The organism is uncultured Bacillus sp., assembly GCF_958411575.1.
GTDB lineage: Bacteria > Bacillota > Bacilli > Bacillales > Bacillaceae > Bacillus > Bacillus spizizenii.
Genome location: NZ_CATYRA010000011.1, coordinates 62,424 through 86,342, shown reverse-complemented (window position 1 = coordinate 86,342; position 23,919 = coordinate 62,424). Strand labels below are relative to the sequence as shown.

At 44.1% G+C, this 23,919-nt stretch carries 20 protein-coding genes, 1 pseudogene, 1 riboswitch and 1 other annotated feature; all 21 genes and pseudogenes read right to left on the bottom strand.

Translation table 11 applies throughout. The features are described 5' to 3' along the window. Window positions 1-14: 14 nt before the first annotated feature. Window positions 15-1,322: a uracil permease PyrP gene (gene pyrP / locus Q5C82_RS16985; protein ID WP_003221479.1), complete on the bottom strand. Its 1,308-nt coding sequence runs from the start codon at window positions 1,320-1,322 to the stop codon at window positions 15-17. A 174-nt stretch (window positions 1,323-1,496) separates the two neighbouring features. Continuing rightward, window positions 1,497-2,042 (bottom strand): bifunctional pyrimidine operon transcriptional regulator/uracil phosphoribosyltransferase, encoded by a 546-nt coding sequence (gene pyrR / locus Q5C82_RS16980; RefSeq protein ID WP_003221477.1) that lies wholly within the window; start codon window positions 2,040-2,042, stop codon window positions 1,497-1,499. 181 nt (window positions 2,043-2,223) lie between these two features. Further along, window positions 2,224-3,135: an RluA family pseudouridine synthase gene (locus Q5C82_RS16975; protein WP_003221475.1), complete on the bottom strand. Its 912-nt coding sequence runs from the start codon at window positions 3,133-3,135 to the stop codon at window positions 2,224-2,226. Window position 3,136: 1 nt separating this feature from the next. Continuing rightward, window positions 3,137-3,601, bottom strand: a complete 465-nt coding sequence (gene lspA / locus Q5C82_RS16970) for a signal peptidase II (RefSeq protein ID WP_003221473.1) — start codon at window positions 3,599-3,601, stop codon at window positions 3,137-3,139. Between the two features lie 102 nt (window positions 3,602-3,703). After that, complete coding sequence (gene ylyA / locus Q5C82_RS16965) at window positions 3,704-4,078, bottom strand: sporulation-related RNA polymerase-binding protein YlyA (RefSeq protein WP_003221471.1); 375 nt, start codon at window positions 4,076-4,078, stop codon at window positions 3,704-3,706. Window positions 4,079-4,223: 145 nt separating this feature from the next. Further along, entirely contained in the window at window positions 4,224-6,989 is a 2,766-nt protein-coding gene (ileS, locus tag Q5C82_RS16960) for an isoleucine--tRNA ligase (protein ID WP_003221469.1), read from the bottom strand. Between the two features lie 52 nt (window positions 6,990-7,041). Beyond that, window positions 7,042-7,268 (bottom strand) — a binding site (T-box leader). A 62-nt stretch (window positions 7,269-7,330) separates the two neighbouring features. Continuing rightward, window positions 7,331-7,825 (bottom strand): septum site-determining protein DivIVA, encoded by a 495-nt coding sequence (gene divIVA / locus Q5C82_RS16955; RefSeq protein WP_003221468.1) that lies wholly within the window; start codon window positions 7,823-7,825, stop codon window positions 7,331-7,333. 93 nt (window positions 7,826-7,918) lie between these two features. Then, complete coding sequence (locus Q5C82_RS16950; protein ID WP_003221465.1) at window positions 7,919-8,692, bottom strand: RNA-binding protein; 774 nt, start codon at window positions 8,690-8,692, stop codon at window positions 7,919-7,921. A gap of 60 nt (window positions 8,693-8,752) precedes the next feature. Continuing rightward, window positions 8,753-9,025, bottom strand: a complete 273-nt coding sequence (locus tag Q5C82_RS16945; protein WP_003221463.1) for a YggT family protein — start codon at window positions 9,023-9,025, stop codon at window positions 8,753-8,755. Between the two features lie 6 nt (window positions 9,026-9,031). Next, window positions 9,032-9,486: pseudogene (sepF, locus tag Q5C82_RS16940) on the bottom strand (cell division protein SepF). Beyond that, the gene (locus Q5C82_RS16935) at window positions 9,483-10,175 is read right to left on the bottom strand and encodes a YggS family pyridoxal phosphate-dependent enzyme (RefSeq protein ID WP_003221459.1); all 693 of its coding nucleotides are present in this window, start codon (window positions 10,173-10,175) and stop codon (window positions 9,483-9,485) included. The pseudogene sepF and the gene Q5C82_RS16935 overlap by 4 nt, the downstream one beginning before the upstream one ends. Window positions 10,176-10,181: 6 nt before the next feature. Beyond that, window positions 10,182-11,018, bottom strand: coding sequence for a peptidoglycan editing factor PgeF (pgeF, locus tag Q5C82_RS16930; RefSeq protein WP_003221457.1), 837 nt, complete (start codon window positions 11,016-11,018; stop codon window positions 10,182-10,184). Between the two features lie 161 nt (window positions 11,019-11,179). Then, the gene (locus Q5C82_RS16925) at window positions 11,180-11,425 is read right to left on the bottom strand and encodes a YlmC/YmxH family sporulation protein (RefSeq protein ID WP_003221455.1); all 246 of its coding nucleotides are present in this window, start codon (window positions 11,423-11,425) and stop codon (window positions 11,180-11,182) included. A gap of 82 nt (window positions 11,426-11,507) precedes the next feature. Then, on the bottom strand, window positions 11,508-12,788 hold the full coding sequence (locus Q5C82_RS16920; RefSeq protein ID WP_003221453.1) for an acetylornithine deacetylase: 1,281 nt from the start codon (window positions 12,786-12,788) through the stop codon (window positions 11,508-11,510). Between the two features lie 87 nt (window positions 12,789-12,875). Then, window positions 12,876-12,978, bottom strand: a riboswitch (TPP riboswitch). 12 nt (window positions 12,979-12,990) lie between these two features. Further along, complete coding sequence (locus Q5C82_RS16915) at window positions 12,991-13,785, bottom strand: ABC transporter ATP-binding protein (RefSeq protein WP_003221451.1); 795 nt, start codon at window positions 13,783-13,785, stop codon at window positions 12,991-12,993. A gap of 153 nt (window positions 13,786-13,938) precedes the next feature. Next, entirely contained in the window at window positions 13,939-14,721 is a 783-nt protein-coding gene (gene sigG / locus Q5C82_RS16910; RefSeq protein ID WP_003221449.1) for an RNA polymerase sporulation sigma factor SigG, read from the bottom strand. A gap of 139 nt (window positions 14,722-14,860) precedes the next feature. Then, the gene (gene sigE / locus Q5C82_RS16905; protein ID WP_003221446.1) at window positions 14,861-15,580 is read right to left on the bottom strand and encodes an RNA polymerase sporulation sigma factor SigE; all 720 of its coding nucleotides are present in this window, start codon (window positions 15,578-15,580) and stop codon (window positions 14,861-14,863) included. Between the two features lie 62 nt (window positions 15,581-15,642). After that, complete coding sequence (gene spoIIGA, locus Q5C82_RS16900; protein WP_032727329.1) at window positions 15,643-16,572, bottom strand: sigma-E processing peptidase SpoIIGA; 930 nt, start codon at window positions 16,570-16,572, stop codon at window positions 15,643-15,645. Window positions 16,573-16,763: 191 nt separating this feature from the next. Continuing rightward, window positions 16,764-21,065: a S8 family peptidase gene (locus Q5C82_RS16895; protein WP_003221442.1), complete on the bottom strand. Its 4,302-nt coding sequence runs from the start codon at window positions 21,063-21,065 to the stop codon at window positions 16,764-16,766. A gap of 299 nt (window positions 21,066-21,364) precedes the next feature. Then, window positions 21,365-22,513 carry a cell division protein FtsZ gene (gene ftsZ, locus Q5C82_RS16890; RefSeq protein WP_003221440.1) on the bottom strand — a complete coding sequence of 383 codons (1,149 nt, stop codon included), beginning with the start codon at window positions 22,511-22,513 and terminating at the stop codon, window positions 21,365-21,367. A 35-nt stretch (window positions 22,514-22,548) separates the two neighbouring features. Next, window positions 22,549-23,871: a cell division protein FtsA gene (ftsA, locus tag Q5C82_RS16885; protein WP_003221436.1), complete on the bottom strand. Its 1,323-nt coding sequence runs from the start codon at window positions 23,869-23,871 to the stop codon at window positions 22,549-22,551. Window positions 23,872-23,919: the final 48 nt, after the last annotated feature.

Here is a 23,919-nt window from a genome sequence, read left to right as displayed (position 1 = left end):
TTCATTAAAAGGTTTTAGATATGATGTTGTTCAGATGTGTCCGCCTGCTCTTCCTTCGCCTGCGGAAGAATCAGGTTTAAGATGACACCGACAATTGCGGCAAGCGCCATTCCTGACACTTGGAATCCTCCTTGAGACACTTGGATAAAAGCCCCTCCTACACCGATCACAAGGATAACTGATGTAATAATAAGGTTTCTGTTGTTTTCATAATCAATTTTGTTGTCAATCAGCATTCTTAGACCGCTCGAAGCGATGATTCCAAACAGCAGGAAGGAGACGCCTCCCATGACCGCTGACGGCACTGAACTGATCAGTGCTGAGATTTTGCCGATAAAGCCGAAGCAAAGGGCAATCACCGCCGCGCCGCCGATGACAAAGACGCTGAATACTCTTGTGATGGCCAGCACGCCAATGTTTTCCCCGTAAGTCGTTGTCGGCGGACCGCCGATCAGGGAAGCAAGGATTGTCGCCACGCTGTCACCCATAATGGAGCGATGCAGCCCCGGCTTTTTAATGAAATCTTGTCCAACAACTTTGCTCAGCACCATTTGGTGGCCGATATGCTCCGACATTGTCACAAACGCGACGGGAACCATTGCTGCTGCGATGCCGAGTGTTACTGACGGTGAATAGTCTTTAAACGGGATGATAAATTCAGGCACTGCAAACCATTTCGCGTCAAGCACCGGCTGGAAGTTGACAATCCCTTGAGTAAGGGCAAACAGGTATCCGCCGATGATTCCGATCAGAACCGGAATCAGGCTTAAAAATCCTCGTAAGAAAATTGCGCAAATAATCGTGATCGCCAGCGTAACTCCTGCGACACTGAAGTGCTTTAAGCTGTAGACCAATTCACTCGCGTTCGGATCAGCATACATCGCCATGTTTACTGCAGTACTTGCCAGCCCCAGCCCGATGACGATAATAACGGGGCCTACGACTACAGGCGGGAGAATCTTCATCAGCCAACCGGTTCCAAGCTGCCTGATCAATAAGGCAATCAGTCCGTATACTAGCCCTGCAAGAAACGCCCCGACCATTGCCGCTCCCGGCCCGCCGGTCGCTTTTACCAGTATGATCGGAGAAATAAAGGCAAAGGATGAACCGAGATACGCCGGAATTTGCCCTTTCGTTATAAGAAGATAAGCAAGTGTCCCGATGCCGCTTGTCACCAGTGCCACAGCAGGACTCATTCCGACCAGCTTCGGTACCAAAATCGTTGAGCCAAACATGGCAAACAAATGCTGCAGACTGAATGAAACCCAAGAGAAAGGTGTCGGGACATCCCTGACTCCTAAATTTACTTTTTTCTTACTCATGATGATTTTCCCCCTGATTGTTAACTTTCATTTTAGGTTGACTCAATGACTGTATAAAAAAACCTCTTTGCTATTTTTACGCAAAGAGGCATACAAAGACCTGCCGAACACTTTCGGGACTTTGTTGTGCACCTCTTTGCAACCTCTCTGGATTGCCTTTAAAAAGGTGATCTATTATTCATTTTCATAAATGGCGACGAGATCGTTTTGATCTACCTCATCAAGCTGAACCATAACCTTTTCAGCTTTTGATGTCGGGATGTTTTTCCCGATATAATCCGCTCGTATCGGCAGCTCCCGGTGTCCTCTGTCAACTAGTACAGCCAGCTGAATAGAGGAAGGTCTGCCTACATCAACAAGCGCATCCATACCTGCTCTGACCGTTCTTCCGGTGTACAGAACATCATCTACGAGGATCACTTTTTGATCTGTGATGTCTACCGGAATATCTGCGCCTTTCACAAGCGGTTCTTCGTTGCTCGTTTTTTTGGAAAGATCGTCTCTGTATAGAGTAATATCAATTTCACCTACTGTTACAGGATTCCCTTCAATCTGTTCGATTCGTTCCGCAAGGCGTTTTGCCAAGTAAATCCCTCTTGTCTTGATGCCGACAAGGATGCAGTTATTCATTCCTTTATTGCGTTCAATCATTTCGTGAGCAATCCTGGTCAACGCCCGTCTAATTGCCTGTTCGTCGAGAATGACAGCTTTTTGATTCAATGTGTGACACCTCACAGTTCATATAGAAGAAAAACCCCTCCTGCCAGAGCATAGAGGGGTTCTAGGACAAGGTGCGCGTATATACACGCATCCCGTCTATCCGTTATCCTTCTCAGCCTCTCTGGACTGTTTTAAAGAATCTATTCAGCTTCGTTTATTATTTCAGAAAAGAAACAGTCTGTCAATCGTTTTTTCTCAGGTTTTCGATTAATTCTGCCATATCCTCCGGAAGCGGCGCTTCAAATTCGACATATTCGCCAGTGCGAGGATGATCAAATCCTAAAATACCGGCGTGAAGGGCCTGACCGTTAAAATCGATCGTTTTTCTCGGACCGTATTTTGGATCGCCGGCTAATGGAAATCCAATATATTTCATATGAACACGAATTTGATGCGTTCTTCCGGTTTCAAGCTGACATTCCACCAACGTAAAATCCTGAAAACGCTCAAGCACATGAAAATGAGTGACGGCATTTTTGCCATCACGCGTCACAGTCATGCTTTGACGGTCTTTCTTGTCCCGTCCGATCGGCGCGTCAATTGTGCCGTCATCGTGAGAAATAAGCCCATGGACAACTGCCGTATATTTCCGCGTGACCGTTTTGTTGACCAATTGGTTTACAAGTGACTCGTGCGCCATATCATTCTTCGCCACCATTAATAAGCCGGACGTGTCCTTATCGATTCTATGGACGATCCCCGGACGCATCACGCCATTTATTCCGGAAAGGTCCGTACAATGAGCCATAAGGCCGTTTACAAGTGTACCCGTAAGATGCCCGGGAGCTGGGTGCACAACCATTCCGCGAGGTTTATTGACGACCAGCACATCCTGATCTTCATAGTAAATATCCAGATCCATAGGTTCTGCCAGCACGTCGAGCGCTTCAGGCTCAGGCACAGTGACGGTCACCTGATCCCCCGGCTGAATTTTATAATTCGATTTTACAGGGCTTCCGTTCACGACAACTTGTCCGTCTTTCACCCATTGCTGCACCTGTGTTCTCGACCAATCATTCTCAGTCGATGCCAGAAATTTATCAATCCGCTCACTTTTTTGTTCTTCTGAAGCGGTTATATCAATTTGATTCATGCTATTGCTCCTTTTTCTTTTTCCCGCTGTCCAACAGCATTTGTATAAATAAAAGCATTACGCCGACACATAATGAAGAGTCTGCGATGTTAAAAATCGGGTAATTGTAATTCACAATAATGACATGGATAAAATCCACAACTTCCTGTCTGACAGCCCGATCAATGAAGTTGCCGATGGCACCGCCAAGCATTAGTCCGAGGGCCACGCCAAGAAGCCTTTGTCCTTTTGTATAACGCTGTATGTAATAAACAATGCCAATAATAACCGCGGTTGTAATGAGGTAAAAAAACCACATCTGACCGGCTAATATCCCCCATGCAGCACCCGTATTGCGATGGGAGGTGATATAGAATACCTGATCAATGACCGGAATGCTTTGTCCAAGCTCCATGTTCTTAACGACAAGCCATTTTGTCAATTGATCGGCTGCAATAATAAGTAGTGCGATCACATAATACAGCACAAACGTTCCTCCAGTTTACGGTTACTTTAATCCATTATGCATTTTATCAATAAAAAGCACTGGAGTAAAGAAATATCAGGCATATTAACCGGCCAGACACTGTTATTCATACAGTGCCTGACCATATTCGATATCCGTTGATTTCCACAGCGGAAGCGTTTTTTTTTCAAATTGGACAGAGTAAAGAAAATCGTTTGCTGTACGGGCAGTCGGCAGCACAGCAAGCTTTGAAAGGGGAATGGGAGCCCCAGTTTCTTCGCAGTATCCGAATGTACCGTTTTCGATTTTGGACAATGCGAGGAGAACGTCTTGAAGCTCTTCTTTAATGTGATAGATCAGAGTTGCTTTTTGTTTATGATTGATTGCTGCTTGCGGGCTTGTTGAAGCCTGAAAGCAAGAATACTCAAATAATCTCGACTGTAATTCTTCTTTCGTCAGAAGAAGTTCCGTATATATTGCGGTCAGTTGATCATTCATTCATCACAACTCCTGCTCTTAACGTAGTACCTATATTGTTGCCTGTGAATGATGATCTAAAGCCCATAAGATTTTTCCTGCCGTTCTAAACGATGTCACTCTTGGCACAAAAAAAAGCCCGGCTTTTACGCCGGGCCCTTTTCCTTTATTTTTGATAGTACTTTTCAACGATTTCAGCGTTTCGCAGTGAAAGTGTAGGATATTTCGGATTTGCACCTACATCTTTTGAAATCACACGTGATCTCTCACACATTTCACCTTCAGCTTTCTCGACAGCGATTTTACCTGTCGCAAAGCTTTGCGCATCGTTCGGCGCTTCATTTTCTTCGCTGATTGTCAGTTCAGAAACAATAAACAGCTGAGAAAGATTTTCTTTAATGGAAGCCAAGAGCTCTTGGTTTTCTTTATTTGGATACAATTTCAGGTTGGCTTCCAATGATTTACCGATAATTTTTTCATTCCGCGCAGTTTCTAACGCTTTTAGGACATCATCACGGAAAGCCATAAAGCGGTCAAATTTATCTTCTGTCGCTTCGCTGTTTGGAACCGTTATTGTTTCCGGCATATCTGTCAGCTGAACGCTCTGCTCTTCAACAAATGTTAAATGAGACCATAATTCGTCAGCCGTATGAGGAAGGATAGGCGCTGAAAGCTTCACTAATGCAAGAAGCGTTTCATAGAATACTGTCTGCATGCTGCGTCTATCCGGATGATCCGCATGCTCGATGTACACAATATCTTTTGCGAAATCAAGATAGAACGAGCTCAATTCGATTGTGCAGAAATTATGGATGCTGTGATACACAACTGCAAATTCGTACTCGTCATACGCTTTTTTCACTTTATCAATCAGTTTGTTCAGTTTAATCAGCATATATTGGTCCACTTCGCGAAGGTCTTCGACAGCTACCGCATTCGTTTTTGGATCAAAATCGAATAAGTTGCCATGAAGGAAACGGAACGTATTGCGGATTTTACGGTATACTTCAGCAACCTGCTTCAAAATGGCGTCAGATACGCGAACGTCCGCCTGATAATCAACTGAAGACACCCATAATCTCAAGATGTCGGCACCAAGCTGTTTCATAACTTTAGCTGGAACAACGACGTTACCGATCGATTTACTCATCTTGCGTCCTTCTCCATCCAGTGCGAACCCATGGCTGAGCACTCCTTTATATGGCGCTTTTCCTGTTACAGCTACTGCTGTAGAAAGAGATGAGTTAAACCAACCGCGATATTGGTCAGATCCTTCTAGATATAAATCAGCCGGGCGAACGAGATCTTCACGCTCTTCAAGCACTGCTTGATGAGAAGATCCTGAATCAAACCAAACATCCATGATGTCCTGTTCTTTTGTAAATGTGCCGTTCGGGCTGCCAGGATGCGTAAAGCCTTCCGGAAGAAGATCCTTCGCTTCTTTTTCAAACCAAATGTTTGATCCGTGCTGTCTGAACAATTCAGAAACATGTTCAATGGTTTCATCTGTAATAATCGGTTCTCCGTTTTCAGCATAAAATACCGGGATCGGCACACCCCATGCACGCTGTCTGGAAATACACCAGTCTCCGCGGTCACGAACCATGTTGTGCAAACGCTGCTCGCCCCATTCAGGAACCCATTTGGTTTCTTTAATGGCATCCAGCAGGTCTGATCTGAAATCTTTAATAGACGCAAACCATTGCGCTGTCGCTCTGAAAATGGTTGGTTTCTTTGTTCTCCAATCGTGCGGATAAGAGTGAGTAATGAATTCAAGCTTCACAAGCGCACCTTTTTCATCAAGCTGCTGTGTGATCGCTTTGTTCGCATCATCATAGAACATGCCTTCAAAGCCTGGAGCTTCGCTTGTCATTACACCTTTTGCATCAACTGGGCATAGCACATCTAAACCGTATTTTTGGCCGATGATAAAGTCATCTTCCCCGTGTCCCGGCGCTGTATGAACACAGCCTGTTCCGGCATCAGTTGTTACATGTTCGCCAAGCATAACGAGAGAGTCTCTGCCATATAGCGGGTGTTCGGCGATAATGTTCTCAAGGTCTTTCCCTTTGATCGTTCTTGTCACTTCATATTGATCAAATCCGCATGCAGATGCAACATTTTCGACTAAAGCACTTGCTACGACAAAGCGATTTTCACCTACTGCAATCACGCTGTACTCAAGATCAGGGTGCACTGAAATTCCGAGGTTCGCCGGAATTGTCCAAGGTGTTGTTGTCCAAATGATGAGGCGCTCGCCGTTTTCAAGAACGCCTTTTCCGTCTTTCACACCGAAAGCAACGTAAATAGATGCTGAACGTTTGTCTTGATATTCGATCTCGGCTTCAGCCAAAGCAGATTCACTTGAAGGTGACCAGTTAACCGGTTTAAGACCTTTATAAATGTAACCTCGTTTTGCCATCTCACCAAATACGCGGATTTGCTGCGCTTCGTATTCCGGTTTTAATGTCACATATGGGTTTTCCCAATCACCGCGGACACCAAGGCGTTTAAACTGCTCACGCTGTCCCTCGATTTGCTTCCAAGCGTACTCTTCGCACAGTTTGCGGAATTCCGCTACTGACATTTCTTTGCGGTTGACTTTTTTGTTTTTTGTGAGAGCCGTTTCAATCGGCAATCCGTGTGTATCCCAGCCCGGTACATACGGCGCGTTGTATCCGCTCATTGATTTGTAGCGGACAATGAAGTCCTTCAAAATCTTGTTAAGCGCGTGTCCCATATGGATATCGCCGTTTGCATACGGAGGTCCGTCATGTAAAACAAATTTCGGGCGGTCTTTTGTCCGTTCCTGTACAAGACGGTAGATATCTTCTTCCTCCCATTTCTTTTGAATGTCAGGCTCACGGTTTGGCAAATTTCCACGCATCGGGAAATCTGTTTTCGGCATTAAGAGCGTATCTTTAAAATCCATTTTCATTCCTCCACTGCATTTTTTCAGAAAATAAAAAAAGCCCTCTCATCCCATAAGGGACGAGAAAGCTTATCTCGCGGTACCACCCTTTTAGAAAAAGCAAGCATACACTTTTTCCTCTCGAGCATCGTAACGTGATGAACGTCCTAACCTACTGTGAGTTCAGAAAGGAAACTTAAGGGCTGATCTACATGATTCCGGCCATCCCGGACTCTCACCATCTCCGGGTCGCTATAAAGGCCTGAAGGAAGCATGACTGTCCCTTTCAACCGTTTTTTCATCTGAATTTATGAACGTATTATATTCGACAAGTTAAGAAAATGTCAAGGTAATCAGAGAATTTATTCCTTTTCCTCAAATACTGCGTCGACTTCATACTCAAGCAGATGATCCCAATCGTCATTTTTCAGAAGATCGAGCTGAGCTTCAATCAGCATTTGGAAACGTGTTCTGAAAACTTTAGACTGTTTTTTCAGCTCTTCAATTTCCATGGCAATTTTTCTTGATTTTGATAAAGATTCGTTGATAATGCGATCAGCATTTTTCTCTGCTTCCCGAACGATCAGTTTTGCTTCTTTCTGAGAATTGCGTTTTACGTCTTCAGCCGCTTCTTGAGCAACTAAAATCGATTTATTCAGCGTTTCTTCAATATTGGCAAAGTGTCCGATTCTCTCATCAAGTTCATTGACTTTTGCTTCAAGCTCAGTTTTCTTACGGAGAACGATTTCGTAATCTTTTCTGACTTGTGCTAGGAATTCATTTACTTCATCTTCATCATATCCGCGAAAACTTTTTGTAAACGTCTTGTTGTGAATATCATTTGGCGTTAATGGCATGATGCCACCTCCATTTTTACATTTCAGTACGGTTATCTAGTTCACATTATAAAACAAATTTCGCACAGATGGAGAAAAAAACTGAAAAACCGACTATTTTTGTCGTTCAAACGTGACTCTCCATTTGTCTTTTTTGGTTTTTCCTTCGATTTTTGTTAAGCTGCATCGTCCAAAGCCTCTGACAGAGAGCATGTCCCCTTCTGCCACCATGTATGAAGGATCCTCAACTACCTTCCAGTTCACTTTCACGAGGCCGTTTTTCACAAGCGTCTGTGATTTCTGGCGAGATTGTCTGCTCATAGAGGCGCAGACGGCGTCAAGCCTTAAAGAAGAAACCGTGTCATCTCTTATTTCGACATCAACTGCTGGAATGTTAAGGTCTGACAAGTCAATTTTCTCTAGGCTGACCGCCGCTTTGCCTGCTTGGGTCAGCTGTGCAGCCACAAAATCAGCGGTATCGGCTGAGACAATCAATTGCACTGATGTCTCAGAAAACACGATGTCACCAAACTTTTGCCGCTTTAAGCCTATGCCCATTAATGCACCAAGCAGAGAACGGTGTTCTACAGAGACAAACTTTTCAGCATAACGGACGTTAAACGCCTGCAGTTCAAAATCCGATTCTTCCGGAGTGAGGTACTCTGGATACAGAATCGCCCGTTTTCGTTCCGCTCTGTCATAGCCGCCGGAAAAAGCAAGCCCGACGTCTGCCTGTCCGGTAACAGCAGAGAGGATGACCTGCTCTCGGGGATCTAAAAAGTCAGTCAGCTTCATCCTGTACTGCTCCTGGACAATACTTTTCCATTCGAGCGCCTGATCAATAAAGGCCCGCTCGTCTTTTCTGAAGTGCTGATATATATCGCTCATCGTCTTTCCCTTCTATGTAAAGAGGCTTGGCTGCTGCCAAGCCCCTATCAAACTGTCACATTAAAACGCAATCATGCGATAAAGCCCCCACAAGCCGGTTGTTGCAAACCGAAGCACAAGTATAGCTACGATCGGTGAAATATCCAGCATGGCGATCGGAGGGATGATTTTTCTGAATGGTTCAAGATATGGTTCACAAATCGAAGCTAAAAACCGCCCGACTGCCGTTTCCCTTGTACTCGGCACCCATGACATAAAAATATATATGATCAGGGCAAATGAGTATATTGTAATTAATAAGCTTAAAACCGAAAAAACTTGATAAAGGATCATCTCGCTTTACCACCTCTGATGTTCGTCTTCAGATATGAGCTCAGAAATTGTGCCTGATACATCTACGTTGTCAGGCGTGCAGAGGAAAATATCCGAGCCGATTCTTTGAATATCGCCGCCAATGGCATAAACGGTTCCGCTTAAAAAGTCAACAATCCGCTTAGCCTGGTCATGCTGTATCCGCTGAAGATTGACGACAACTGCCCGCCGGTTCTTCAAATGGTCGGCTATTTCCTGCGCCTCCGCATAAACGCGCGGCTCACTCAACACCACTTTAGAGGATTTCTGAACACTTTGCAAGCTCACTACATTCTGTTTGCCCGCAGGTTTGTTTGCGGTATAAGCCGGTTTTTCCTTTTGCTCATGCTCTTCATGAGATTCTTGCTCTGTCTCAATATATTCATATTCGTATTCTTCATCTTCCATTGAGAAAAAGTTTTTCAGTTATTTTTCATACTCATTGCTGTACACCCCCTGTTTCATTTCCGACTAACGATGAGCCGATTCTAATATAAGTAGCCCCTTCTTCAATTGCAATTTCAAAATCATTTGACATGCCCATCGACAGTTCAGTACACGGAGCGTTCGGCTGTTTCAGCTCCTGAACCTGATCACGGAGTTCTCTCAGCGCTCTGAAACAGCTTCTGATCTCATCTTGATCATCAGTCAGCGGAGCCATAGTCATCAGTCCGGCCACAACGATGTGTTCGAAACCGGAAAGCTCCTGTATGAATGGAATGACTTCTTCTTTTTTCATGCCGTGTTTAGAAGGCTCAAGAGAGGTATTGACCTGTACAAAGCATTGGACAGTACCTTCAGCCCGTTTTTCAATTTCTTTAGCTAATGAGAGCCGGTCTAAGGAATGGATATAGGAAACCGAATTGACGACAGCTTTTGCTTTTCTTGATTGCAGACTGCCGATAAAATGCCATTCCGGATCCCCTTTTATCATTTCCTGTTTACGGAGCAGTTCCGCATCCCGATTCTCTCCGAGGCAGGTGATGCCCGCATCCACTGCCTCCTGTGCTCTTTCAGGCGATACATATTTTGTGACTGCAATAACCGTAACTTCATCGGAGCTGCGGCCCGATCTGTTACATGCTTCGTTTATTCGTTCGTTTATATGTCGTAAATATTCAACAACACGCAAGATCTTTTATGCCTCCTTCATTCCGATAAAGGACATCATCCGTCCAGTTTTCCCCTGTTCGCGGCGATGAGAATAGAAAAGAGACGGCTCACTTTCCGTGCATAAACCACTGACAGAAATCTGTTCATTTGCCAAACCGCTGTCGATCAATATAAGGCGGTTCAGCTCTTTCAGGTCAAGCTGATATTGTGCCTGTGCCGTCTGATTTACGGCACGTTCTGCGGAAACCGGCAATGCCCGGACAGCATCCATAACACGATCGTCTACTGTATAGCATGCTCCGCTGATAGACGGTCCAATAACAGCATAAATATCTGAGAGATTTGAACCTTCTTGCTCGGTCCATTGCTTCACCATTTCTCTGCCAATCTGTTTGACAGTGCCTTTCCACCCGGCATGGGCGACCCCGACAAGCGATTTAACCGGATTATAAAAGAAAAGAGGCACACAATCAGCAAAACATAATGCCAAAAACACATTCTTTTCATTTGTATAGAGCCCGTCCGTTGCTTTTAGAGCCGTGTGATACTCACGGGCGCCTTTTCCCCTATCCCTCTGCGTCACTTTCTGAACGCGATTATCATGTGTCTGATCAGCAAATACCCAAGACTGCAAATCAATATTAAACATATCGGCAATATATTCACGATTTTTAACTACATCTGCATCTTTGTCATGAACGTGCAATCCTGTATTTAACGATTCAAAAGGCTTTTGGCTGACACCGCCGTTTTTCGTAGTAAATCCGGCAATGACTTCTCTGTTGTTTTGATTCGTTTGTGTCCAGTCTTGTATCATGAGTGTCGAGGGTGTGGTAAGACTGAATGGGTGATATGTATTCATGATGATCCAACCTTTCGACAAACATTTAAAAAAGCGGAATTTCCCACTTATTTTACCACATCTTTCTGCATTCGTTGAGCGCCGATTTGTATATTTCTAAATGAAATGTGCCGGAAGAATCCAGACTTCCGGCATTTGCCAATCCGCAGCAGACGAACAAGTTATGCATGCGGTTCATTTAATCGGACCAAGATTACATCTTCCCCGATTTTTACTATATTTCGCCATGGAATGACCAATTCCTCTTCTTTTCCAAAAAATCCGAGAACTTTCCCATTTCCACCTAGTATGATCGCCTGAATTTTTCCAGTGGTCACATTGATATCTATATCACCAATGCTCCCCAGCTTTTTTCCGTTTGAGACATTGACGACATCCTTCACCTGAAATTCTGAAATGCTGATCATTCCATCACGTCCTTTTTCCGTCCTTTTTTCAAGTATATGAACGGGCAGGCTGAACCTTGTCAGCAAGAAGAAATTTTCATGGTCACTGTTCTTTTTTACGGCTGCACCAGCTGATGATAAAATTGAGCATAATTTTCGTATAATCTACCAGTTGCTCAATCGATACCTCCTCGTTCACGGCGTGTGCATTATGCAGATCTCCAGGTCCGTAAATCACGCTTGGAATGCCGGCATTATACAGCCATCCTCCGTCTGTAACGGATTGAGAAACGTCCATAACCGGGCGCTCACGTTTCACTTTCTCATGAGACGCTGTAAGCGCTGATACGCCTGGGTGGCCAGGGTCAACTTCCAGTGCCGGAAAAATTTCTCCTCTGTCTTCAATCATAGATGAACCTCCCCACTTGAAGACAGGGCGGTTTTCCCTAAGCCAAATATCACTGTCACTCAGCCGGTTAATGTAATCTTCTATTTCTGCTGCCACTTGTTCATGAGTTTCATTCGGGTAAAAATGGACTGTGATCCACAGCCGGCACTCGTCCGCTATAAAAGCCGCATGTCTGCCGCCTTCTATGACAGCCGGGTTTATCGTATTTGTGCCTGGTTTAAAACCGGGATACCTTTTCATGATAGACCAGTGGCGCTCCAGTTCTCCGAGCCCCGCAATGATTTTTGCCATTTTTTCAATTGCGCTTGCCCCGAATGTTCCTCCGCCTGCGTGAATCATATTCCGCCTCGTCCCATCATGAAACGTTTGACTGCTTTTGATTTCAATCCATCCTGTAATGACACCGCCTTGACCTTGAATATGCATATCGCTCGTATCCGCGACAACTGCAAAATCAGCATGATAGCCCCTCTTGCAGCATTCAAGCGTGCCGGCTTCTCCAACTTCCTCCCCGATAACCGATTGCAGAATAAAATCACCGGGAAGTTCAATGTCGGCTTCACGAATCAATTTCACCGCAAACAGCACACACGCCATTCCGCCTTTCATATCAGAAGCGCCCCGCCCGATTAAGAGACCGTTTTTTTCAATTGGATGAAACGGATCATGCTCCCACTCCTCATCCTCTTTTACCTCTGCCACATCTACATGGCCATTGATGATCAAGCTATGATAATCTGCTGAATCTGTTCCCTTTAGTAGACCTACAACATTGGGATCTCCTGGGTACACGTCCCATTTATCGATCGAGAATCGCATTTCCTTTAAAAACCCAGCAATCCAAGACTGAATGCCGTCGGTATTTCTTGCAGGCGGAGCAGGTGTTTTATAGGAAATCAGCGTTTTTGCTAGCTGAATAAGCTCCTCCTTTTGATCTTCCACCTTTGTTAACAGAGAGTCTATTTGTTGATTCAATGCGATCCGCTCCTATTCTTTAAAATCAAAAAAGCCGTTTCAAATGTTATGAAACGGCTTAATAAAAACAAACAGAGTCCTATGTACTCCGTTTTTTCACCGCTTCCCTCCGCTGGCATGATCCAGATCAGGTCAAAAGGGTTAAGACAAATGTCTCTCTCAGCTTCGCAAAGCACCCCTAGGATGAATCGATATGTGTTTGTCAGGCATTCGTTATCGGCTCGGCTCTTGTTAAAAACGGCCGATCCTGATTCCATAATACATGGATTGGCGTATCAAAAAAAGCGGAAAGTATGTGATCAGTAAGCATTTCCTTTATTGCTCCCGATTTAAAGACCTCTCCCTGTTTTAACAAAAGGGCTTTGTCAAAGACCGGCAAAATTTCTTCCGCATGATGAGTCACGTAAAGGATCGATGGCGCATTTTCTTTATTTGCAATGTATGTAATCGTGTCTAACAGCTTTTCCCGGGCAATAAAATCCAGCCCTGTGACCGGTTCGTCCAGTATCAGCAGCTCCGGATCAGCCATAAGCGCTCTTGCAATCAGGGCTCTTTGTTTTTCTCCTTGAGAAAGGGTTTCATAGCGGCGGTCGGCAAATTCAATTGCTCCCAAGTCCTCTAACAAACCAATCGCTTTTTCCCTGATTTCTGCACTTGGTGTTTCATATAATCCAATCGAAGCGTAAGCTCCGCTCAAAGCAATTTCAAATGCTGAATCTGCCGGATAAAATTTTTGCTGAAGCGCCGCTGAGACGAGGCCGATTTTCCGTCTAAGTTTCTCTCCAAGCTCCGTTTTACCAAATTCATGGCCAAGCACCTCCATCTCGCCCGATGTTGGAAAATAATATGAGCAAAGCATATTTAACAGGGCTGTCTTTCCGGCGCCATTCAGTCCGTAAAGCACCCAATTTTCCTTTTCTTCCACCTTCCAATGAATATCTCTCAGTATCCATTTTCCATTCCGTTTTAGTGAGACATTGTCAAGCTGCAAAATCATCGTGGTCCTCCTCTTTACTGCCCTTTTATAATTATTTAAATTTTCATAAAACTTTGTACGAACTAGGATACCTTATTTTTTCCAAAACGTAAACCGCCCGCAATCAATAGAAAAGCCTTTAAAACACAATCGTTTTAAAGGCTTTCTATTTCATTATTGATGGATATTTTTATTCATTTGTTTGATAGCCGCTTTTTCAAGTCTGGACACCTGTGCTTGGGAAATCCCGATTTCCTCGGCTACTTCCATTTGAGTTTTCCCTTGGAAGAATCGCTTTCTCAGGATCATTTTTTCCCTATCATTCAGTCTTCTCATGCCCTCTTTTAAAGCCAGCTCTTCAATCCATTGTGAATCTTTATTGCGCTCATCACTGATTTGATCCATCACATAGATCGGGTCTCCACCGTCGTTATAGATCGGTTCAAATAGAGAAACCGGATCCTGGATGGCATCAAGCGCAAACACGATTTCCTCATGCGGTACTTCAAGAACTTTTGCGATGTCTTCTGCAGTCGGCTCCTTGCTTGTCTCACTGATTAACCGCTCTCTTACCTGAAGTGCCTTATAAGCGATATCCCGGAGTGATCTTGAGACACGGATCGGGTTATTATCGCGTAAATACCTGCGGATCTCTCCGATAATCATAGGTACAGCGTATGTTGAAAACTTAACATTGTGGCTTAGGTCAAAATTATCAATGGATTTCATTAGTCCGATGCAGCCGACCTGAAATAAGTCATCAACATACTCTCCTCTGTTATTAAATCTTTGAATGACACTTAAGACAAGACGCAAGTTCCCGTTTACAAGCTTTTCTCTTGCTGAATCATCGCCTTCATCCTGCAGCTGCCTAAACAGCTTTCTCATCTCTTCATTCTTGAGTACTGGTAATTTGGAGGTATCCACCCCGCAGATTTCGACTTTATTTCTCGACACTTTTTTCCCTCCCTACAGGAGCTGCTGTACAACGTTAAGTATCTCCTTGGGTGGGAAAAATATGCACTTTACTCAGACCGAAAAAAAGTCACAATTGGCAAATCCTTGTAGAATCAAGGGATTACCCGCAAAAAATTTTTTACACCATTTTGTTGAATTCTTTTCGCAATCTTTTAATGATTCGTTTCTCAAGACGAGAAATATAGGACTGGGAAATCCCCATCATATCCGCTACATCCTTTTGGGTCTTTTCCTCTTCGCCGACAAGACCAAAACGGAGTTCCATGATTTGTTTTTCTCTCTCATTGAGCTGTTCAAGCGCTTTTTTCAAAAGCTTTTTATCTACGTTAGCTTCTATGTCTTTTGTGATGATGTCATCGTCAGTGCCAAGCACATCAGAAAGCAAAAGCTCATTGCCGTCCCAATCAATATTAAGCGGCTCATCAAAGGAAACCTCTGAACGGATTTTGTTGTTTCTCCTTAAATACATCAGGATTTCGTTTTCTATACAGCGGGAGGCATAGGTCGCCAGCTTGATTTTCTTTTCTGGATTGAACGTATTCACAGCTTTGATTAATCCGATGGTACCGATGCTGATTAAATCCTCTATATTAATTCCCGTATTTTCAAATTTACGGGCGATATAGACGACCAGGCGCAAATTGCGTTCAATCAAAATAGCGCGAGCCGCCTGATCGCCGTTTGGGAGCTTCATTAACAGAACCTGCTCCTCATCTTTAGATAATGGAGGCGGCAGGGCTTCACTCCCACCTATGTAATAGACTTCATCACTTTTCAGCCCAAGTTTCATCAGCAGCTTATACCAGAGATGCGTCAATCGCAATTTCAGTTTTTTCATCTTCCTCTCCCTTCTAAATGTCACGTCGTTTGAGTATGATAAGTAACGGACATTTGCGAACATTATGAAACATGTTTGATGGCCTTGCCCGAAAGCATTTTCGGATGAATAATTGCGTCAAACTCTCCATCTGCCGATAGCTTTGTTGTGCTGATGCCGATTAAGCATTTATCCGCAGAAACCATTTCTTCTTTCGTTATAATCGTTACGTGATCCGGTTTAACGCATAGTAAAAATTGATTTTGCTGACCTACTCCCCTGTATGGAATCAGCCTCAGTTTATCTAAAAAACGAAACGAATCATCGAGCTGTTGGGTGGCTTCCAATGGATCTGTGTTCCGAATGATCATCGTTTCGGCTGCTCCGAAAATCGGTTCCAGTTTATCAATGTGAATAATCATGACCGGCGTTTTAGTAAGCGGATCGTACAGCTGATTACCGGAATCAATCAGCCCTCTGACATGAAGCGTTTGGCCGCCCAAATCCGCCTGTACGCTGACTCGTTCCTCATATTGAATGTTTTTTGTTTCAATATCTTCAATTCTTCTCTTAGAAAAAAACCATAATGCTGGAAAGCCAGCAACAATAAACAACCAGCTGATCGGATCTCCAAACCCAGTTTGATTGGTAATCATGACACCGTTTCGAACAACAGAATTTGACTGCAGCAAAGAATGGGCCCCGATAATTCCTCCTCCCATTAAAAAAGTCGCAAAATAAAAGGAAAACAAATTTTGAAAGAAATAGCGGAATCTCTTAAAGCCAAATGTCACCATCACAATAACAACTGAAAAAGCCAGCTTACCTGCCGGATGTTCAACGATCGGCGAAAAAGGAGTAAACATCAAAAGGACGATACTGGAACCGATGAACGCTCCGCCTATCAGTCTTCTTTTTTTCACATGCCGTTTTAAAATAAATGCCGTGAGCAAAAGCAAAAGTGCATCAAAACAAAAGTTTAACAGCCAAATGACATCTAAATAGATTTTCACATCTGACTCCTTTCTTTCTTGCATCACGCTGTTCCCCTTCTTGTTTCATAGTATAAAGCAAGCTCCGTGGGAAAGTCTGTCAATTAATGTTGAGAGGAAAATACAATTTTTCAGGGATATCTGCTTAATTTGTCGAGGAAATGAATGAAAGGATATAAAAAAAGCTGCCTTTAGCAGCAGCTTTTTTACACTTAATTTTCAGTATTGATATAAAGTTTTCCGTTCGCTGTTTTTCTTGTTTCATTTCCATAATCATCTCGTACAATCACTTCTACTTTTGCTCCGTTTGCTTTAATAGAAGAAGTGGCTGTCCAATAGCCTTCATATCTCCCAGGAGAAATTTCTCTTAGCGGGAGCTCTGTGGCATTTTGTACACTCGCTCTTGCATTTGTCAAAGGCAGACGAATGACAAACGTTGCATCCAAATCTTCAGCGCTTGAGAAAGCGATTTTCACAGAATCACCGGCTTTTAAGATTTTGTCCTCTCCCGGAATCAATCCGGAGATGACAGGATGGTTAAAGTTGACATCAATAACAGCCTTTTTCGTTGTTTTGTTGCCTGCTAAGTCTGTAGCAGTCACCTTGATTTCATTGCTTCCGTTCTCCAAAAGAATACGGGCCGAGTATGAACCATCAGTTACCGTTGCTTTTTTGCCATTCACCTTGACTTCTTTCAGATTGTCATCGGATACAGCCCCTTTGACAGTCAGCGTTTCTTTATTTGTTTTCTCGCCATCCTTTGGATTATCCAGCGTTAATTCTGGCTTGTCTTGATCAAGCGTGACCGTGATCGGGCTGGAGGCATCCGTTGTTCCGTTGTCTGTTGATGCAGTTGCCGTCAGCTCATTTTCGCCCTTGCTGAGTGTGATGCCTGCCTGGAACGTGCCATCCGCAGCAGCTTTCGTTTCTCCTGCTTCCTTCTCTCCATTATAAATGTGTACCGTTGTACCAGGAGAGGCTTTTCCTTTTATGGTGACGCTCTCCTTATTTGTATATGATTTGTCTGCCGGTGAAGTAATCTCAGGTACAGCAGCTTCATAATCAACTAATGAGCGGATCATATAGTTGCCGTCTGCTTCATCACCTGGCTGCCATTTTCCGTCTATATACTGCCAGTTGCGGCCGGAATTCTGACCGGTTTCATCCATAGCCAGTCCAGGTGAATACGGGTCAGGTTTCGACTGGATATACACAAGATAAAAGTCTTTATCGACCATAATCCCTTTTGAACTGAGATCTACCTTGGTCCATTCGCCATTGCGAAGTGCTTCAGCGTTAAATGGCCCGGCAATTTTCTTACCCGGTGCTCCGTTTTCTCCTGTAGCATCGTATACCTCAACCTTAAACTCTGTGCCGCCAGGATCAGGAAACTCTGTATCCCAGAATCGGAACAGTCCTCCTGTAAGCATGCCTTTTTCCTTGCCGTCAGCCAGCGTCATTTTGACGGCCCATCCGTTACCGGCAGCAAAATAGGAATTGGCATTCTCCGCCGTTCCGTCATCATATGCAATCTCACCCGGATAACCAACAAAAGGCTTCAGTACAGTCTCTTTTGTCACATCACCTTTTAAATCAACGGAAAATTCATCGCTGTAATAACCCGGTGCAGCGACTTTAATCGTATAAGCGCCTTCATAGGCCTCAAGCGTATATTCGCCTTTGTCGTTTGTCGTGGCCGGTTCAACCGCAGCATCTTCTACTACATAAACGGAGGCTCCTTTTACCGGATCTCCTGTCGTTTTATTAATGACTGTTCCTTTTAATGTGCCCTTCTTCATTTCCTCTAACGTAAAATTAGCTTGTGTCGTCTGATCTGCCTGCAGAGAAACTTTTTGTGTTTTCGATTGATAGCCGTATGCTTCTGCCATAAGCGTATAGTCTCCCGCTTTGTGCGTCAGCGTGTACTGCCCTGTGGATTGATCTGAATATGTCGATTTCCCTGTTTCTACCACACTAACTTGTGCCCTGAGCGGCAAAACTTGAGGCTGTATATCTTTACCCTGATGTTTTACCGTTGTGTTTGCAGATGGCTTAGCTTTTTTCGGATTTATTGGCTTTTTCTTTTGCTTCCCAGACCGCTTTTCGACACCCAGCTTATTCTTTTTGGCTGTTTTTCCGGCCGATTTGTCAGAAAGCACTACATCATCAATGTACCAGCCCTCTTTTGTAATACTTTCATCAGATTGGAGGTTAAACATCACTTGAATGTTTTGGCCTTTATAGGCAGATAAATCAATTTCTTCGTCAGTCCAGCTTGATGTCTTTCCATTATAGACACCAGTCTGCTCCCAATTCTTTTCATCTTCAGGCAAAACAAAAACGTAGCCGTAATCAAAATCATCCTCTAAATTGTGCCAGCTTTTAAATTGGAGAAACAGGTTTCCTGAATCCGGGACTTGAACAGGAGGCATCACGAGATTCATGTTTGCTGAGTTGGCATAGTTTCCTGCCAAATTTGTTCCGTATACTTTTTCTCCGGATGCTGCAGTATTTGGGCCAACTGACGGAACTCCCCATTCCCAGCTATTATTTGTTCCGCTCGCAATCCAGCCGCCGGGTGCAGTTTCAAAGTCCTGCTTATATCCCACAGTGATGCTTGGTTTCACTGGTACATCGTATGTGTCAGACTCAACGACATGGCCGCCAAAGTCCTGAATAATCCACTTGTAGCTTAGTGCAGCTCCTTTTATGTTTGGAATCTCTGCCTGATAGGTCCCTTTCAGGTGATCACCGCTGATTCGCTTAGCCGTTACTTGTGTCCATTCACCTTGATCCAGCTTATAAGACAGTTTTACAGAAGTCACACTTACATTGTCTTCAGCTGTCAAAGTAAGCGGCAGGCTCGCTCCCTCATAGGCTTCTGTTACTTTCTCATGCTGATAGACAGGAGGCTCTTGATCATCTCCCTCTACAGAAACTTGTCCTTCTGCTTTTCCTAAACCATCTGTAACAGCTGATACAGCATCAAAAGCGTTCACCAAACCATGACCGTATCCGTTATTCGGAGAATCAGGAAATGTTGAATCCGTCAGCGGTTCAGCCGTGCTGGTTAATATATCCTCCATCTCATCGACAGAAAGTGAGGCATCCGCCTGTTTCAGCAGTGCAGCAACAGCAGACACATGCGGTCCTGCCATTGATGTGCCGTCCCATCCGTCCTCATATGTCTGGCCGGGAACGGAAGACCGGATATTTACGCCCGGTGCAGAAATTTCCGGCTTTATTTCATCATATGGAGATGGCCCTTGAAGAGAAAAGTCAGCGAGCTTTTTGTTAATATCAGTCGCGCCAGTTGCAAACGATTCCGGATAGTTTGCCGGGTTTGCGATAGAACCAGGTCCGCCCGGAATAAAGAGATCCGTATTCCCCGCTGAAAACTCAGGGAAAATATCGGCCGCACGCCAGGCATTGACCATATCTCTGTACCATTCATCAAGTCCTGAGCCCCCGCCCCATGAGTTATTGACAACATCAGGAGCCATTTCCGGGTGAGGATTGCCCTCTGCGTCCTTTGGAGCTAAAACCCATTCACCCGCTTCCAAAATGTCAGCATCAGTGCCGCCATCTTCGGAGAACGCTTTTACAGCAATCCATTTTGCGCCAGGCGCTACACCGATTTGATTCGTTCCATCGGGTTCAGATCCCACCATCGTACCTGTCACGTGGGTTCCATGAGCCAAATCATCATAAGGGCTTGCTTCCCCTGCTACGGCATCATACCAGTTCATTTCATGATCCGGCTCATCAGGATGTTCCGGATTATATCCGCGATATTTCTCTTTTAATGCCGGATGGTTCCATTCCACGCCTGTATCAATGGACGCGACAACCGTACCAGTTCCGTCATATCCAAGTGCCCAAGCTTTCGGAGCGTCGATTTGGCCTACATTCCATTCCACACCGTCAGTTGCTTTGACAGCTTTTTGCGCTTTTTTCATATTAAATGGAGAGGATGACTTAAACAACTGCCGTTTCTCATTTGGAAGCACCTTTTCCACTTCGGGGAACTGCGCTACTTTTTCCATCACTTCTTTTGAGGCATGAACAGCGATCCCATTCACTACATAATAAGAGTGAATTTGGTCTGCATTTCCCTTATTTTTCTGGCTGTTCAAGTATGTTAAGACATCTCTCTGGGATTCATCGGCTGTGACTTTTAAAGATGACACAACGGCAGAACGCTTTTGATATTCCGTCTTAGCGGCAGTCAGCTTCTTCGATTTCGCTTTTTTAACAGCCGCTTTTGCCGCTTTTTCTGTGTCAGCTTGATCTTTAAATTTAATCAGAAAGGTCATTTTTTCTTTCTTCTTAAAGCTTTTCTTTAATGAACTCGAGATCTTGTTCTGAATGGATTCAGCAGATTGAAGCTCCTGCTTAACAGAAGTTAAAGCGCCTTTGCTGCTTGCCCCGGCTACACCCGGAAACAGCAGTGAACCGATGACAACCGTACTTAAAACAGAGCTGATGAGTCTGTTTTTCGTTTTTTTCCTCATTTTTATCCCCCTTTTTCAAAATACTTTGTAAAAAAATGTCGTCCCTCCTTTTAAAAATGAATGGTTTGTCAGAACATCGCTGTACGTTAACTGTAGACAATCTGCATTACAGATATTGTCGTTTTATGTCATTTAACTTCCATATATATGAAAATGATATAATTGTCATGAAATATAAATGGGTCTAATAGTCCTTTTTGTTGGTATGCGAAGGAAGACATAGGGAAAAAGACTTTCAAGAAGAAAAATCTTGGAGAAAAACAAAAAGGACAAAATCGAAAACGATTTTGTCCTTTACATTAGCCGCGTTTATTGCGGTTTCTTAAGAATGTCGGGATGTCAAGCGTATCATCAGCCGGCTGTGAAGTATGACGGCTTACTGTGTTTTGTTGCTGAGGCTCCTCACGTTTTGGCTCACGCTTTGGAACACTTTGATTATGTGTTTTAATGCTTTGGTTTAAGCTTGGACGCTGAGATTTCGTCACGTCCTTCTCTTGTTCGATAAAACCAGTCGCAATCACTGTCACCACAATCTCGTCTTTTAGATTTTCATTAATAACAGAACCGAAAATCATGTTTACGTCTTGGTCAGATGCAGAAGCGACAATGTCTGCTGCTTCCTGCACTTCATATAGGCTGAGGTTTGTTCCTCCAGTGATGTTCATAAGGACACCTTGCGCACCGTCAATGGCTGCTTCAAGAAGCGGGCTGGAGATTGCTTTTTTCGCTGCCTCTGCCGCGCGGTTTTCTCCAGTCGCAATACCGATACCCATTAAAGCAGATCCTTTGTTTGACATGATTGTTTTCACATCAGCGAAGTCAAGGTTGATAAGACCAGGTGTAGCAATCAAGTCTGAAATACCTTGAACCCCTTGGCGGAGTACGTTATCCGCTTCACGGAATGCTTCAAGCATCGGTGTGTTTTTATCAACAATTTCAAGGATACGGTCGTTCGGGATCACGATCAGTGTATCCACCGCTTCTTTCATTGCTGAGATCCCGCCTGCAGCCTGAAGCTGTCTTTTGCGTCCTTCGAATGTAAACGGTCTTGTAACAACTCCAACTGTTAATGCGCCTAAGTCTTTCGCGATTTGTGCGATAACCGGCGCGGCACCTGTTCCTGTTCCGCCGCCCATACCAGCTGTCACGAATACCATGTCAGCGCCTTTTAACGCTTCTTCAATCTGCTCCTTGCTTTCTTCAGCGGCTTTTTTTCCGACTTCCGGATTCGCACCTGCTCCCAATCCTCTAGTCAGTTTTGCGCCGATTTGCATTTTCACTTCTGCTTTTGACAGGTTAAGAGCTTGAGCGTCCGTATTTACCGCAATGTACTCTACTCCTTGCACTTCATTTTCAATCATTCGGTTAACGGCGTTGTTACCGCCGCCTCCTACTCCGATTACTTTAATTGATGCTAAGCCGTCTATGTTTGTTTCGAACTCCAACATGCTAAATCCTCCTAATCTGCCGAATGACTATCTATCTATTCCCAAAACATGCTTAATAGTTTTTTCATTTTGCTCTGTTTATTATGTTCGGCTTGTGTTTTTTGTTTTCCTTTTGGCCGCTGCTGCACCTCATTTTGGTGATGATGCTGCTCTTGTTCCTCTGATGATGAGACTGCAATTTCCTGTATCGCTTCTTCAGGCATCTTGAAGCCTATTTTTCTGCCTTGGATTCTTGCATTTCGGCAGGCGAATTGGATCAGGCCCACTCCCGTCATATATTGAGGATCTCTTACACCGATATAATTCGGGCTTGCCACTCTGACATTGTTTTGCAGCACATCCTGTGCCAATGACATGACACCCGGCATTGCTGCTTGTCCCCCTGTCAGCACGAAGCCTCCCGGCAGATCGGTAATGCCCATACTGCTAAGCTCTTCTGAAACAATGTCAAGAATTTCTTCTAGTCTTGCTTCAATGATATTCGCTGCTTCCTGCTGTGTAAATGTTTGTTTTTGATTAGTGCCTATAACGGTTACCTCAAATACTTCATCTTCCGAGGCTTCGTCATAGTAGGCATGTCCAAATTGCTTTTTCACGCGTTCTGCTTCTTCTGTTGACGTTCTCAATCCGATGGAGATATCTTTGGTGATATTTTCGCCTCCGAGAGGAATGACACGGGTAGAAGTGAGATGTCCGTTCTGGAATACGGCAATGGTTGTTGACCCTCCCCCTATATCAATGAGAGCCACACCAAGGTTTTTCTCGTCCTTTGATAATGCAGCAGAACCGGCTGCCAACGGCTGAAGGCAAATATCAGTTATTTCAATACCGGCTCTTTCAACACAGCGGAGTAAGTTATGTAAGATTGTTTTTGAACCGGTGATCAAGGTGCCCTCAACTTCTAAACGCACACCCAGCATTTTTTTCGGATCGGTGATTTCATCTCTTCCATCAACGATAAATTGTTTAGGAATGACGTCTACTATCAGCTGTTCGTGAGGTATTGAAACAACCTGTGCCGCCTCCATGACACGGCGCACATCTTCAACTTGAATTTCTTTATTTTCACTAGAAACTGCTACAACACCATTTGTATCTTGAATATTGATATAATTTCCATTAACGCCGACAATAGCTTTTCTAAGCGGAAAACCTACCATTCTTTCAGCTTGGTCAAACGCTTTTCTTATAGAATGAACAGTCTCATCTATATCAACGATTGAGCCTTTTTTCAACCCTTCAGACGGCACATTTCCCACACCGATAATATTAAGGGAATCATCTGTCATTTCTCCGACGATCACTTTTGTATTGGACGTACCGATGTCAAGACTGACGTAAAGTTCATTGTTGTTCATTCTATGGCACCTCCTCACATTTCGATCATTTCTATTCTATTATTTGCG

Excerpts from the sequence above, each read along its gene's own strand:
- pyrP (WP_003221479.1), bottom strand. The coding sequence starts at position 1,322 with ATGAGTAAGAAAAAAGTAAATTTAGGAGTCAGGGATGTCCCGACACCT.
- Q5C82_RS16975 (WP_003221475.1), bottom strand. The coding sequence starts at position 3,135 with ATGAATCAAATTGATATAACCGCTTCAGAAGAACAAAAAAGTGAGCGG.
- ylyA (WP_003221471.1), bottom strand. The coding sequence starts at position 4,078 with ATGAATGATCAACTGACCGCAATATATACGGAACTTCTTCTGACGAAA.
- ileS (WP_003221469.1), bottom strand. The coding sequence starts at position 6,989 with ATGGATTTTAAAGATACGCTCTTAATGCCGAAAACAGATTTCCCGATG.
- divIVA (WP_003221468.1), bottom strand. The coding sequence starts at position 7,825 with ATGCCATTAACGCCAAATGATATTCACAACAAGACGTTTACAAAAAGT.
- Q5C82_RS16950 (WP_003221465.1), bottom strand. The coding sequence starts at position 8,692 with ATGAGCGATATATATCAGCACTTCAGAAAAGACGAGCGGGCCTTTATT.
- Q5C82_RS16945 (WP_003221463.1), bottom strand. The coding sequence starts at position 9,025 with ATGATCCTTTATCAAGTTTTTTCGGTTTTAAGCTTATTAATTACAATA.
- pgeF (WP_003221457.1), bottom strand. The coding sequence starts at position 11,018 with ATGAATACATATCACCCATTCAGTCTTACCACACCCTCGACACTCATG.
- Q5C82_RS16925 (WP_003221455.1), bottom strand. The coding sequence starts at position 11,425 with ATGATCAGCATTTCAGAATTTCAGGTGAAGGATGTCGTCAATGTCTCA.
- Q5C82_RS16915 (WP_003221451.1), bottom strand. The coding sequence starts at position 13,785 with ATGATTTTGCAGCTTGACAATGTCTCACTAAAACGGAATGGAAAATGG.
- sigE (WP_003221446.1), bottom strand. The coding sequence starts at position 15,580 with ATGAAAAAACTGAAATTGCGATTGACGCATCTCTGGTATAAGCTGCTG.
- Q5C82_RS16895 (WP_003221442.1), bottom strand. The coding sequence starts at position 21,065 with ATGAGGAAAAAAACGAAAAACAGACTCATCAGCTCTGTTTTAAGTACG.
- ftsZ (WP_003221440.1), bottom strand. The coding sequence starts at position 22,513 with ATGTTGGAGTTCGAAACAAACATAGACGGCTTAGCATCAATTAAAGTA.
- ftsA (WP_003221436.1), bottom strand. The coding sequence starts at position 23,871 with ATGAACAACAATGAACTTTACGTCAGTCTTGACATCGGTACGTCCAAT.